Source organism: Tepidibacter formicigenes DSM 15518 (assembly GCF_900142235.1).
Classification (GTDB): Bacteria; Bacillota; Clostridia; order Peptostreptococcales; family Peptostreptococcaceae; genus Tepidibacter; species Tepidibacter formicigenes.
On record NZ_FRAE01000066.1, the window covers coordinates 1 to 14,495 of the forward strand.

The 14,495-nt window shown below is 27.9% G+C and carries 14 protein-coding genes; 1 reads left to right on the top strand and 13 read right to left on the bottom strand.

Features of this window, described 5'->3' with window-relative positions:
- Nucleotides 1-487: 487 nt before the first annotated feature.
- From BUA77_RS10720 to BUA77_RS10730, 3 genes are read right to left on the bottom strand one after another with little or no spacing between them, the layout of a single operon-like run.
- Nucleotides 488-1,309 (bottom strand): metal ABC transporter permease, encoded by an 822-nt coding sequence (locus BUA77_RS10720; RefSeq protein WP_072890046.1) that lies wholly within the window; start codon nucleotides 1,307-1,309, stop codon nucleotides 488-490.
- Between the two features lie 11 nt (nucleotides 1,310-1,320).
- The gene (locus tag BUA77_RS10725) at nucleotides 1,321-2,028 is read right to left on the bottom strand and encodes a metal ABC transporter ATP-binding protein (protein ID WP_072890048.1); all 708 of its coding nucleotides are present in this window, start codon (nucleotides 2,026-2,028) and stop codon (nucleotides 1,321-1,323) included.
- An 11-nt stretch (nucleotides 2,029-2,039) separates the two neighbouring features.
- The gene (locus BUA77_RS10730) at nucleotides 2,040-2,957 is read right to left on the bottom strand and encodes a metal ABC transporter solute-binding protein, Zn/Mn family (protein WP_072890050.1); all 918 of its coding nucleotides are present in this window, start codon (nucleotides 2,955-2,957) and stop codon (nucleotides 2,040-2,042) included.
- 160 nt (nucleotides 2,958-3,117) lie between these two features.
- Between BUA77_RS10730 and BUA77_RS10735 the strand changes: the two genes are divergently transcribed.
- Entirely contained in the window at nucleotides 3,118-3,552 is a 435-nt protein-coding gene (locus tag BUA77_RS10735; protein WP_084605720.1) for a Fur family transcriptional regulator, read from the top strand.
- 238 nt (nucleotides 3,553-3,790) lie between these two features.
- Here BUA77_RS10735 and BUA77_RS10740 read toward each other — a convergent pair whose 3' ends face one another.
- The 10 genes from BUA77_RS10740 to BUA77_RS13925 form a co-directional block, all read right to left on the bottom strand.
- On the bottom strand, nucleotides 3,791-5,788 hold the full coding sequence (locus BUA77_RS10740; RefSeq protein WP_072890052.1) for a methyl-accepting chemotaxis protein: 1,998 nt from the start codon (nucleotides 5,786-5,788) through the stop codon (nucleotides 3,791-3,793).
- A gap of 138 nt (nucleotides 5,789-5,926) precedes the next feature.
- Nucleotides 5,927-7,930, bottom strand: a complete 2,004-nt coding sequence (locus tag BUA77_RS10745; protein ID WP_084605721.1) for a methyl-accepting chemotaxis protein — start codon at nucleotides 7,928-7,930, stop codon at nucleotides 5,927-5,929.
- A gap of 41 nt (nucleotides 7,931-7,971) precedes the next feature.
- Nucleotides 7,972-9,975, bottom strand: coding sequence for a methyl-accepting chemotaxis protein (locus tag BUA77_RS10750; RefSeq protein ID WP_072890056.1), 2,004 nt, complete (start codon nucleotides 9,973-9,975; stop codon nucleotides 7,972-7,974).
- Between the two features lie 222 nt (nucleotides 9,976-10,197).
- Nucleotides 10,198-10,821 (bottom strand): methyl-accepting chemotaxis protein, encoded by a 624-nt coding sequence (locus tag BUA77_RS10755; protein WP_072890058.1) that lies wholly within the window; start codon nucleotides 10,819-10,821, stop codon nucleotides 10,198-10,200.
- Between the two features lie 77 nt (nucleotides 10,822-10,898).
- A complete protein-coding gene (locus BUA77_RS14200) occupies nucleotides 10,899-11,045 on the bottom strand; it encodes a FeoB-associated Cys-rich membrane protein (RefSeq protein WP_084605723.1) in 147 nt (48 codons plus the stop codon).
- A gap of 12 nt (nucleotides 11,046-11,057) precedes the next feature.
- The gene (feoB, locus tag BUA77_RS10765) at nucleotides 11,058-13,079 is read right to left on the bottom strand and encodes a ferrous iron transport protein B (RefSeq protein ID WP_072890060.1); all 2,022 of its coding nucleotides are present in this window, start codon (nucleotides 13,077-13,079) and stop codon (nucleotides 11,058-11,060) included.
- Between the two features lie 78 nt (nucleotides 13,080-13,157).
- Complete coding sequence (locus BUA77_RS10770; RefSeq protein WP_072890062.1) at nucleotides 13,158-13,382, bottom strand: FeoA family protein; 225 nt, start codon at nucleotides 13,380-13,382, stop codon at nucleotides 13,158-13,160.
- An 18-nt stretch (nucleotides 13,383-13,400) separates the two neighbouring features.
- Nucleotides 13,401-13,616 carry a FeoA family protein gene (locus tag BUA77_RS10775; RefSeq protein WP_072890065.1) on the bottom strand — a complete coding sequence of 72 codons (216 nt, stop codon included), beginning with the start codon at nucleotides 13,614-13,616 and terminating at the stop codon, nucleotides 13,401-13,403.
- A gap of 181 nt (nucleotides 13,617-13,797) precedes the next feature.
- Complete coding sequence (locus BUA77_RS10780) at nucleotides 13,798-14,079, bottom strand: DUF2325 domain-containing protein (RefSeq protein ID WP_072890072.1); 282 nt, start codon at nucleotides 14,077-14,079, stop codon at nucleotides 13,798-13,800.
- A gap of 134 nt (nucleotides 14,080-14,213) precedes the next feature.
- The coding region (locus tag BUA77_RS13925) for a hypothetical protein (RefSeq protein ID WP_159428978.1) at nucleotides 14,214-14,495 on the bottom strand (282 nt) is incomplete at its 5' end.

Here is a 14,495-nt window from a genome sequence, read left to right on the forward strand (position 1 = left end):
TCTCAACTAAAAAACTTTATTCAAATCAAATCATCTAAAGTTAGAAATACTGTTTCTTTAAAAGCTGATGTTTTACTGGCTTGTATTTCTCAGTTAGTTGCGTTTGTTTTAATGTTTAAGACTAACAATATCCACAATCCTCTTGCTATTAAATCTTTAATTGCTTAAGTTTTTTTAAACTCTATATCCTTTTTAAAAAGGTTTTACTGAACCTTTATTTAACTGCGTCTTTTTTTGAATATTACTGTTAATAACTCTTTCTATTTAGTAATTTCAACTCAATTTTTCTGTGGATAACCTTTCACTCTATTTTGCAACTACCTAAATATTATGAAATTAAGACAAGCATTAGAACAAAAAACACATGTTATTTTTAATAAATATTTATTAAAAATAACATGTGTTTTTAAAATTTACTTATAATTCCTTTAAGCACTTATTAATACTATCAATAGTATAATTAACCCTAAAATACAAAACTTATTTTTTACTTAATTTTATTTTTATTTATAATTTTTCTAATAATTGTAGAAATAAAATATCCTATTACTGATAATAATATTATAGTTGAACCTGAAGGAATGTTACACTGGTAAGATATGTACAATCCACTAAGACTAAATATTATTCCAAATAAACTAGACAGTATCATAATATCCTTTAAATTATAGGTAAATAACTTAGCTGTTGCTGGTGGAATAGTTAATAAAGCTAACACTAAAATAATACCTACTACTTTTATAAGTATTACTATACTTAAAGCTATTAAAATATATAAAAAGTATTCAAGTACTAAAATATTTACTCCTAATACTTTAGCGAATTCCTCATCAAATAAATATGCTCTCCAATAATTAAATAAGCTAGTAATAGAAATTATTATTATAATACTTAATATTAGCATCATCTTGATATATAAGGTTGAAACTGTAAGAATATCCCCAAATAAATAAGATGTCATATCAGGTGGATACCCAGGAGTTAGTGATATAAATAATATACCTAATGCCATTCCAACAGACCAAAACATGCCTATTAATGTATCTGAATTCGTATTTGTCTTTCTTTTTATTTTTGATATACTTAATGAAGCTATTATTGAAAATATAAGTCCTCCTATTATAGGCTCAATACCCAATAGATATCCTAGACCTATTCCACCAAAGGAAGTATGTGCTATTCCCCCACTCATACTGACAAGTCTTTTTTCTACAATAATTGTTCCTATCATTCCACAAACTATACTAGCTAAAATAGCAGCCATAAAAGCATTTTTTATAAATGTATAACTAAATAGTGCTTCAATCATTTTTTCTCTCCCTACCTCTCCTTTAGTTCTGTATATGCTGTTTCATTTTTAAAAACTTTTTTATTTAATTTTAGATTATTTCTGTGATTATAATATTGTAATGTTTTATTTATATATATAACACTATCAATATACGAAAATATATCTTGCATATCATGGCTAATAATAAGTATAGTCTTATCTTTATTTAATTTTTTTAGCATTTCATAAATTTCTATCTTAGTTTTTGAATCTATACTAGCAGTAGGCTCATCTAGCATTAAAATTTTAGGGTCATTAATTAAGGCTCTAGCTATAAGTACTTTTTGAAGCTGTCCTCCTGACAACTGCCCAATTTGCCTATTCTTAAACTCTATTATCCCTAGTTTTTTCATAATTTCTTCTGCTCTTTTTTTATCCTGTGAAGAATATCTATGAAATAATTTAAACTTTTTTGGTAGCTTCCCCATAAGAATTACATCCATAACATTAATTGGAAAGTCTCTATCAAAAAATGTGAATTGAGGGACATACCCAACTGTGTTGTCCCTTTTTATAAAAATAGAGCCATTTGTAGGCTTTACTAACCCTAACAATACTTTTAGCAGTGTTGTCTTTCCTCCACCATTTGGTCCTATAATCCCTAAAAATTCTTTATTTTTCACCTTTAAATTAACATTTTTGAGTGCACATACTGAACCATAATAGACACTTAAGTCTTTTACCTCTATATCGTACATCCAAATTCCTCCTATTTTAATACTTCATTAAACTTATTTACTATAGCTTTAAGATTTTCTATATACTCTGATGCCAAAGGCGCTACTTTAACAGTTGCTCCATCTATCTCTTTTGCTATTGCCTCAGCTTGAGTACTATTAAATTCTTCTTGATAAAAAACAAATTTAATATTTTCTTTGTTAGCAAAATCAATAACCTCTCGTAACTTCTTAGCTGTAGCTTCTTTACCTTCTTCTTCTATTGTAATCATATTTAAACCATAATCATCAGCAAAATATCCAAATACTGGATGGTAAATAATGAATGATTGTCTCTCTACAGAACTTAAAGTCTGTTTAATTTCATTGTCAAGTTCATCAAGCTTTCCTAAATATTCTTCTGCGTTTTTTTCATATGTAGATTTGTTTTCTGGGTCTAATGCTATTAACTCATCTTTTATTACTTTTATCATAACCTTAACTCTTTTTGGTGATAACCAAATATGTGGATCTCTTCCACTATGATTATGGCCATGTTCATCATCCTTTATAAAATATCTATGTGGATATATTTCTCCTACTTTATCTGCTAGTGAAACTAACTTTATATCTTTATTTAAATCTTCTAACTTTGGTATTATATTAACTTGCTCAGTAGGTACTCCTATAGAGAAGTATACTTTAGATTCACTAAACTCAGCCATTTGCTTAGGTGTTGGTTGATAATTTGCAGGACTATGTCCTGGTGGTATCATAGTAACAACCTCCACTAAATCTTTACCTACTGCCCTAACAAAAGTTTCTTCAGGCACTATAGAAACTGCTACTTTTATTTTTTCTTTTGTATTTTTTTCTTCAATTGCATTGTCTACACTATTAGAATTACAACCACTCATATTTATTATCATAATTATCATTAGTAGATATACTAAAATCTTTTTTAGTTTCATTTTATACCCTCCTTATCGCAAGTCATTTGCATTTATAATCATTATTTTACCAAATAACTGTAGTATGTCAACGAGTTAATTTTGTCAATAGATTTGTTATTTTTACATTAAATATGTTATTATTAATCTAGAAATTTAATTAATATTTGGAGTTGGTTTTATGAGCATGAAGGAATTGTTAGAAAGCTTAAAGTCTAATGGCTATAAAATAACCGAACAACGAAAATCAATTATACAAGTTCTAACTTCATACAATAATAAATTTATTTCAGTTGAAACATTATTTAATGAGTCAAAAAAAATTTATTCTAAAACTAATATGTCTACAGTATATAGAAATCTAGAAATCTTGGAAAATTTAAACCTTATACATAAGATACTAACTAAAGAAGGTATATCGCTATACCAATTAATATCTACTACTACGCATCATCATCACATTATATGCAAAAGATGTGGAAAAACTGAAGTTATAGACTTTTGTCCTATTAGCAGTTTCGAAAAATTATCAAAAAATAAAAATTTCACTTTAACAGATCATAAGTTTGAATTATATGGATACTGTTTTAATTGTGAAAATTTGAAAGATAGTTAATAAAAAAGTCTTCATTCTAAAGATTTTAAATGTAGACTTTTTTAAAATTTCATAGCGCCAACGAATTCTAACGAATTCCGTTGCTTAAAATTCATAACGAAAATTATATTTATCCACAATTCAAAAGGATTATAATTTCCTATTCATTATAAAAAAGTGTGCAACTTCCTTTATAAGTAATAATTTTAGGAAATTTGCACACTTTAATTTATACTTCTAATTTCTAAGTCCTTTTATGTTATACTTTAAATCTATCTATCTGCTCATTAAGCTTTAAAGAAAGTTCATTAAGTTTTTCTGCACTTTTTGCAACTTCTTCAATTGCCATGGCTTGCTGCTCAACTGATGCTGTAACTTCTTCAGATGCTGCAGCAGTCTCTTCTGATACTGCTGCTATATTTCCTATAGACTCTACTATTAAATCCTTATCTTTAATAATATCATTTACAAATTTGTTAACTTCATCTATTTCATTTGTAATAGTATCTATCGACTTTGATATTTTCACAAATGCATCATTCACATCACGTACAGATTTTGTCTGATCAATTGAAACATTTCTAACTTCATTCATGATACTAACTGTATTTTTGCTTTCTTCTTGAATAGCATCTACTATTTCTCTTATTTCATTAGTTGCACTACTTGATCCTTCTGCAAGCTTTCTTATTTCTTCAGCTACTACTGCAAATCCTCTTCCTGCCTCTCCTGCTCTTGCTGCTTCAATTGATGCATTAAGTGCCAATAGATTTGTCTGCTCTGCTATTGACCTTATTGTATCTAATATATCTTCAATATAGCTAGATTTTTCACTTAATTGCTTTACTGCACTTTCTATTTTATTAATAGATTCATTATTTAAGTCTGTTTTTTCCTTAAGTTCTTCTACAACATTTACTCCTAATGTATTTATCTCCATCACTTCATTTGCATTTTTAAACATTGTATCAGTATTATTTGCTAATTTATTAAACTTATCATCTAAATTAGATGTAAGCTTTGCTCCATTTTCTGCATCTTCTGCTTGTTCATTAGCTCCTCTTGCTATTTCTTCAACTGTTCTAGCAACTTCTTCACTTGATGCACTTGTTTCTTGCGAAGTTGCAGCAAGATTTGTTGCAGAATTTGCTACTTCTTCACTTACATTTTTTGCATCAACCAAAAGTTTTTTAACATTTTCTACCATTATATTGAAGTTGTCTGCCACCAAACCAATTTCATCTCTAGATTTAACATTTAGTTTTACTGTAAAGTCTCCATCTTTAACTCTATTCATACTATCTACTATTAATTTTAAGCCTTTCGTCATTTTATTTGCAAACACTATTCCTACTATTGATGAAATTATAAGTATAACTATACCTATTAACACAGCAGTAGTAAGTATTCCTTGAGTGTTTTCTTTAATTTCATCTACATAAAGCGCTGATAAAACAGTCCATCCAAGATCTGGTATTTTCTTATATGCAGAAAATTTATCCGATAAACTTCCATCTTCTTCTTTCCACTTATAATCTACAATTCCTTGATTAGAACTACTACTTACAACTTCTTTAATTTGAGGTACATTTATTTCTTTCCCTATTAATTCAGAATTTTTATGTGTTATAAAATTTCCATTAGAATCTAAAAGATATGGATATCCTTTTTCTCCTATTTTTATAGAATTTATTTTATTAGATAATGCATCTAATGGTATATCTATACCAACTACTCCAACTAATTTATCTCCATTTTCATAAACTGGTGCTGCACAAGAAACCATCATACTACCAGTTAATGCATCTACATATACATCAGTAAAAATAATGCCATTATTTTCTACAGCCTTTTTATACCAAGGTCTTTCTCTAGGATCATATCCCTCTGGTAAATCTGCATTAGGATATATTCTAAAATTTCCATCTATAGTTCCTATATATATTACAGAAACGTCTGAATAACTTTCTGTATAATCTTTAAATAATTTCATTAATAAAGGTTCATATTCTGGATGATTTATTATTTCTTCAAGATTAACATTTTTTCTAATCATTTCCAAACTACTTTTGTATGCATAAAAATAATTTTCAACTGATTCTTTAATATTGTTGTTTAATGCTTCCATAGAATTCTTAAATTGTTTTTGCAATACATTTCTTGATTTTATATAAGATATTGTCCCTAAAGTTGAAAGTGGTATTACTATTAATGCTAAAATTAATATAATTATTTTTGTTCTAATTGAAACCCTCATAAAATTCCCCCTTTTCTGAATTTTTATATTGTTTTTATTATATTTTATAACATAAATCTTTCGACATCAATCTATAATTTATTTTATATTTTGTTTCAGCAAAAATGCTAAGACTTAAGTCTTAGCATTTTTATATCTTTATATTTTAAATTTGTCTATTTGTTCATTAAGCTTTAAAGAAAGTTCATTAAGAACTTCTGCACTTTTAGCTACTTCTTCAATAGCCATGGCTTGCTGTTGAACTGATGCTGTAACCTCTTCAGATGCTGCAGCAGTCTCTTCTGATACCGCTGATATATTTTCTATAGATTCTACTATTAAATCCTTATCTTTAATTATATCATTTACAAACTTGTTAACATCATCTATTTCATTTGTAATAGTATCTATTGACTTTGATATTTTCACAAATGCATCATTCACATCTCTTACTGATTTAGTTTGCTCAATTGAAACTGTTCTAACTTCATTCATAATTTGAACTGTATTTTTACTTTCTTCTTGAATAGCATCTACTATTTCTTTTATTTCATTAGTTGCACTACTTGATCCTTCTGCAAGCTTTCTTATTTCCTCAGCAACAACAGCAAATCCCTTTCCTGCCTCTCCTGCTCTTGCTGCTTCAATCGATGCATTAAGCGCTAACAGATTTGTCTGCTCAGCTATAGCTCTTATTGTATCTAATATATCTTCAATATAGCTGGATTTTTCACTTAATTGTTTTACTGCACTTTCTATTTTATTAATAGATTCATTATTTAAATCTGTTTTTTCCTTTAGTTCTTCTACAACATTTACTCCTAGTGTATTTATCTCCATCACTTCATTTGCATTTTTAAACATTGTATCAGTATTATTTGCCAATTTATTAAACTTATCATCTAAATTAGATGCAAGCTTTGCTCCATTTTCTGCATCTTCTGCTTGTTCACTTGCTCCTCTTGCTATTTCTTCAACTGTTCTAGCAACTTCTTCAGCTGATGCACTTGTTTCTTCTGAAGTTGCCGCAAGATTTGTTGCAGAATTTGCTACTTCTTCACTAACCTTTTTTGCATCTAATAAAAGTTTTTTTACATTTTCCACCATAACATTGAAATTATCTGATAATACTCCTATCTCATCATTTGATTTTATATTTAATTTTACTGTAAAATCTCCATCTTTAACTTTATTAATATCACTTACTATTGCTTTTATCGGGTTAGTAAGTTTATTTGCAAATATTATACCTATTATCGATGCAATTATAAGTACAACTAAGCCTATTAAAGCAGCATTAACAAGTATAACTTTAGTAACATTTTTTATTTCATCCATATACATTGTAGATACTACATACCACCCCATATCTGGCATTTTTTCATAAACAGAAATTTTTTCAAATATTTTACCATTAGAATCCTTATACTCATACTTTGCAAATCCAGAATCATTATTATTAGTTATACCTTTTAAAACTTCTGATACACTTGTTTTTTGACCTATTTTTTCACTATCTTTATGTCCAATTATTGTTCCGTTTGAATCTAGAATGTATGGATATCCTTTTTGTCCTATTTTTATAGAACTTACTTTTTCTGATATTTCATCTAAAAGTAAATCTATAGCTACTACTCCAACTAATTTATTTTTATCTCCATTTTCATATACTGGTGCTGCACAAGAAATCAATAATTGTCCGGTAATAGAATCTTCATATACATCAGTAAAAATAACACTCTGCTTTTCTACTGCTTTTTTATACCATGGTCTTGATGTTGGATCATAATCACTTCCCATATCCTCATTAGGATATATTCTAAAGTTACCATCTTTAGTTCCTAAATATATATATGTTACTCCTGAATAACTTTCCATATAATCCTTAAATAATTCCATTAAGAAAGGTTCATATTCTGGATGATTTATTATCTGTTCTAAATCAACATTTTTACTAATCATTTCTAAACCATCTTTATATCCATTAAAATAATCTTCAATAGACCCTCCAATATTATTATTTAGCTCCTCAATAGATTTTTTAAACTGATTTTGCAATACATCTTTTGATTTTATATAAGATGCTGTTCCTAATGTTGAAAGAGGTACTATTATTAACGCTAAAATCAATATAATTATTTTGGTTCTAATTGTCATTTTCATAATTTTCCTCCTTTTTTAATCCTTTAGACCTTTATACTCTCTTATATCTTAAACTTATCTACTTGCTCATTAAGTTTTAAAGAAAGTTCATTAAGCTTTTGGGCACTTCTTGCAACTTCTTCAACTGCCATAGCTTGCTGCTGAACAGATGCTGTAACTTCTTCTGCTCCTGTTGCCGTTTCTTCTGATACAGCTGATATATTTTGTATCGAATCTACTATTAAGTCCTTATCTTTAATTAATTCATTTACAAATTTGTTAACTTCTTCTATTTCATTTGCAATACTATCTATTGATGTTAAAATTTTCTTAAATGCATTATTAACATCTTTTACTGATTTTGTCTGATTAATTGTAACATTTTTTACTTCATTCATAATTTGCACTGTATTTTTACTTTCTTCTTGAATAGCATCTACTATCTCCTTTATTTCATTAGTTGCATCACTTGATCCCTCTGCTAACTTTCTTATTTCTTCAGCAACTACTGCAAATCCTCTTCCAGCTTCTCCTGCTCTTGCTGCTTCAATAGATGCATTAAGTGCCAATAAGTTTGTTTGCTCTGCTATAGATCTTATTGTATCTAGTATATCTTCTATATATGCTGATTTTTCACTTAATTGTTTTACTGCATCTTCTATTTTATTAATAGATTCATTGTTCAAGTCTGTGTTTTCTTTCAGCTCTTTAACTACATTAATTCCTAATGTATTTATCTCCATTGCTTCACTTGCGCTTTTAAACATTGTATTAGTGTTATTTGCCAACTTATTGAACTTATCATCTAAATTAGCTGCAAACTTTGCTCCATTTTCTGCATCTTCTGCTTGTTCACTTGCTCCTCTTGCTATTTCTTCAACAGTTTTTGCTATTTCTTCACTTGATGCACTTGTTTCTTCTGATGTTGCTGCAAGATTTGTTGCAGCTCCTGTTACTTCTTCACTTACCTTTTTTGCATCTACTAAAAGATTCTTAACATTTTCCACCATTATATTGAAATTATCTGATAATACTCCAATTTCATCATTTGATTTAATATCTGATTTTACGGTAAAGTCTCCATCTTTTACCTTATTCATATTATCTACTATTATTTTTATAGGGTTAGTAAGTTTATTAGCAATAATTATACCTGATATTGATGCAATTATAAGTATACTCATACCTATTAACACAGCATTAATAAGTATACCTTTAACATCATCTTTAATTTCATCTACATAAAGTGCTGATAAAACAGTCCATCCAAGTTCTGGAATCTTCTTATATACAGAAAATTTTTCAGATATACTTCCATCAGCTTCTTTCCACTTATAATCTACAATTCCTTCTTCTTTACTACTATCTAAAGTTTTCTTTATTTGTGGTACATTTATTTCTTTTCCTATTAATTCAGGATTTTTATGTGTTATAAATTTTCCATTAGAATCTAATATATATGGATATCCTTTTTTCCCTATTTTTATAGAATTCATTCTATCAGATAATTTGTCCAATGGTATTGTTATAGCTATCGATCCAACTAATTTACTTTTATCTCCATTTTCATATACTGGTGCTGCTATAGAAATTGCTGATTTTCCGCTAACAACATCCACATATATATCTGTAAATACAGTAGTTTGCTTTTCTACAGATTTTTTATACCAAGGTCTTACTCTTGGATCATAATCTGATCCTAAGTCTGCTTGAGGATATATTCTAAATCCACCATCTATAGTTCCCATATATATTTGAGATGCATCTGGATAACTTTCCATATAATCCTTAAATATTTCTATTAAGTAAGGTTCATATTCTGGATGAATTAATATTTGCTCAGCATCTATATTTTTACTAATCATCTCTACACCATACTTATATCCATCAAAATAATTTTCAATAGACTTTTCAATATTTTTATTTAATTCCTCAATAGAATATCTAAATTGATGGTGAAGTACTTTTTTTGACTTTTCATAAGATGTAATACCCAAAACCGAAAGTGGTATGACTATTAATAACAATATTATACTGATTAATTTTGTCTTAATTGTAAATTTCATAATATGCCTCCTTATTTATAATTGCGCCATCGACACCATTCGACAAATTAACTTATTATATTTATCGGTATCTTTATTATAAAAATTACCCCTTTTTTTCATTTTGAACAAAAATATTTATACTATATAATTCTAAAATACAATTTTCAATTATAAACAAAACCTCCGATACAAATATCGGAGGTTTTATTACACCTTTTTATATAAACTAATATAAAATTTTTAATTAGTATTATAATTTTTTAACCTTTCTAGTGAATTTATCATTTTTTCTATAGCTTTAGATTGCTGCTGAGTATGAGATACTATACTCTGAATATATTCATCAGAACTTTCTGTTAAAGCTAAAATATCCATCATTTTTATATTCATCTCATTTGTAAATTCAAAAGCAGATTCTATATTTTCATTTATCTTAGTAGTTTCTTTATCTAATTCTTCACTTTGATTACAAATATTTTCAAAAAAATCTCTTGTTATAGATATAAGCTCCATTCCCTTTTTCATCTCTTCTATTTGTTTTGTTGATGAATCAAGTACATTTAAAATATTATCTTGAATATTTTTAACTATATTAGCAGTATAATTAGCAGATTCACTACTTTTTTCAGCTAAAACTCTTATTTCATCAGCAACTACAGCAAATCCTTTTCCATATTCCCCTGCACGTGCTGCTTCAATAGATGCATTAATTGCTAATAAATTTGTTTTCTTAGAAATTTGATTAATATCTTCTTTTTCATTTATTAAATCTTGAATTTCATCAAATTTATCATTTTCACTTTGCTGATTATTAACTTTTTTAAAAATTTTCTGTATATATTGAATTAATTTATTTATTATCATAACTATTCCCCAATTTTATCATTTGTTATTACCACAAAAACCTTCCTTTACATAATAAAGGAAGGTAATTATTAAAATTAACTACTTTTTTTAAAGCTACAACTTGTAGAACTGCATCTGCTACAAGCTCCTTGTTGTACCTCTTTTTTTACACTTTTTTTAAGTGCATATAATCCATATCCTATTACTATTCCCGCTATTATAATAGTCACTATATTACCCATAATATCATCTCCTTAAAATCCAAGTAATCTCCCTACTTGGAACACAAGCATTGCAACAATCCATGCAATCCCAAATTGATATACAACCGAAAACATTGTCCATTTCCATGAATTTGTTTCTCTTTTAATAGCACCTATTACCCCAACGCAAGGAGTATAAAGAAGTACAAACACCATGAATGCATAAGCTGTAAGTTGTGTAAATGTTCCTGATAAAGTTTGAGCAAATGCTCCTGATGCTGCTTCTTCTCCTAATCCATATATAATAGACATATTACTTACAACAACTTCTTTAGCAAGTATCCCTGTAATTAATGAAAGTGCTGCCTGCCAATTCCCAAATCCAAGTGGTACAAATATAGGTGCAAATACTCTACCAATTCCTGCCCCTATACTTTCAGTTAAATCAACTGGTCCTGAAAAATTAAATCCTAATATAAACCAAAGAACCATACTCGCTCCAAATATAAGCGTACCTGCTTTAAATAAAAATCCTTTTACTTTTTCCCATACATTTAATATAGTTCCTTTTAACGTAGGTATTCTATAAGGTGGAAGCTCCATTACAAAAGGTGTTGAATCCGATTTAAATAATGTCTTTTTAAATATAAGTCCAACAATTATTGCAACAATTATTCCTAATATATAAAGTGAAAATACAACAAATTTCTCATTGCCTGGGAAAAATGCTGCTGCAAATAATGTATATACCGGAAGTCTTGCAGAACAAGACATAAATGGATTTATAAGTATAGCAGCAAGTCTGTCCTTTTCATTTTCAAGTGTTCTTGTTCCCATTATTGCTGGCACATTACAACCAAATCCAAGTATCATAGGTATAAATGCCTTACCACTTAATCCTATTTTTCTCATTAATTTATCCATTATAAATGCAACTCTTGCCATATAACCACTATCTTCAAGTAAAGATATAGCTAAAAATAAGCATGCTATATTAGGTAAAAATACTAGTACTCCACCAACTCCACCAATAATTCCGTCTACTATTAAAGATTGTAACCACTTTGATGCTCCAATTGAAGTTAGAGCCGCTGCTGCCCAGCCTGATAAAGTTTCAGCAAAAAACACATCTATCATATCTAAAAATACATTTCCAACTAAATCAAATGTAAAATAAAATACTCCAAGCATTATAAATCCAAATATAGGAAGTCCTAACCATTTATTAGTTAATATTTTATCTACTTTATCTGAAGTAGTTAATCCTTTATTTTTAGACTTTTTAATTGTTTTTGAAATTATAGAAGTTATATGATTATATCTTCTATCTGCTATTATAGATTCTAAATCATCTTCTAATGAAATTTCATTAGCTACTGCTATTTCCTCATTATCTTTAAAATCTAACTTCACCAATTTTAAAGCTTCTTCATCTTCTTCAATAACTTTTAAAGCGAGCCATCTTAAATCATATTTTGAGAACTTAAAATTCGACTTTAACTCATTTATTGTTTCTTCAATTTTAGATTCTATATTTTTTCCATAATCAATAGGATTTACATTACAAGATATGTCTCCTTTACTTATACCAACTACAGCATCTAATAATTCATTTATTCCCTTCTTTTTACTTGCGATTATAGGAACAACAGGAACTCCTAGTAGTTTAGATAACTTTTCTATATCTATTTTATATCCCCTACTTTGAGCAACATCTATCATATTAAGTGCTATAACAACAGGTTTTCCAAGTTCCATTAGTTGTACAGATAAATATAAATTCCTTTCAATATTAGAAGCATCTACAATATTTACTACTACATCTGGTGATTCTTCAACTATGTAATTTCTTGCTATTTTTTCTTCTATTGAATATGGTGATAAACTATATGTACCCGGTAAATCTACTGCAATTATTTCTCTATTTTTATGTTTTAATTTTCCTTCTTTTTTTTCAACTGTAACCCCAGCCCAATTTCCTACATGATGTCTAGCTCCTGTTAAAGCATTAAAAAGAGTGGTTTTACCACTATTGGGGTTACCAGCTAGAGCAATTGTAATATTTTTACTCAATTGTATTCCTCCTTAATATTAGTAATCATTTTCATTTATAATTTAAAAAAATAATCATTATCATTATTTTTTTAAAAATTAATCTACTAATATATTTTCTGCATCTTCTTTTCTTAAAGTTAAATTATACCCTTTAACCTTAACTTCTATTGGATCTCCTAAAGGCGCTACTTTTTCCACATATATATCAGTCCCTTTAATAATCCCCATATCCATAAGACGTCTTTTTAAAGATCCTTTCCCTTTTACTATAGAAACTACTCCACTTTCCCCTGGTTTTAAATTTCTTAATGTTTTTACCATATATATACCTCCCCAAATTTAATTTACTATTATTTGCTGAGCAACTACTCCTCCTAAAACTAATCTCGAACCTCTAACATTAATAATAAATGATCCATTTGTATCATTTGATATAACATTAATTTTCACTCCAGGTGTTAAGCCCATATCCTGAAGTTTCTTTTTCATCTTTGGCCCCCAGTTTATACTTTTTAATACAACTTCCTTACCTGTATTAACCATTGCTAATGTCATATGTATTCCTCCCATTTATTTAAATAGCTTTTATGTATATTAATTATCATTTGTACAAAACAATCTATTGATTATGATTGTCGATCTCTATGCAGATTATATATCTATTGATATTAATTGTCAATATTTTTTCTATTTCTTACCATATATTTATTGCATAATTTTTCCTTTAAAGATTAAATTACGATACAAATTCTTTAATTGTATTCTTATATGAAGTTTTGCTACTGTTATGGCATACAATTATTGGTATATTCTTCTTTTTAGCTTCTTTAGAAATAGTACTTGCTACTTTATGTGAAATTGTATCAGTAAATATCAATATACCATCACTTTTCCCAATTGATTTTCTAATATCATTTCTACCATAAGTATAAACTTTTGCCTTTAATCCAACTTTTTTAGCTTCATCTATATAAATTCTCTCCATTCTATCATGTCCACCGTATATTACTATACTCATTCACATTCACCCCCCTTATTATTTGGTAACGATAATTATTATCATTTAATATTTTAAATCAATATTTTAACAATGTCAATAACTTTTTCCAGAACAAAATATCACTTCGTGATACTCTCAGATGAGTAGCAGAGCTACTCATCTGTATTTTTTGAAACTAATTCACCATTACATTTTGGACATATAAGTATAGGCATTTTTACTTCAAAATTCTCAATATCACAACCAGAAGCAAAAAAGTCATCTTCAATAAATTCATCAATAATAAACCTAGGTACATCTTCTTCAAATCCACACTCCAAACATTGATATCTGTAAGTCTTCTCGTCTGTTTCTATCCCAAAGGGATACGCTTCCTCGTCCTCTCCCATATCTAGGAAGTTCTCTTTCTCTAAATCTTTCATTATCGGGTATCT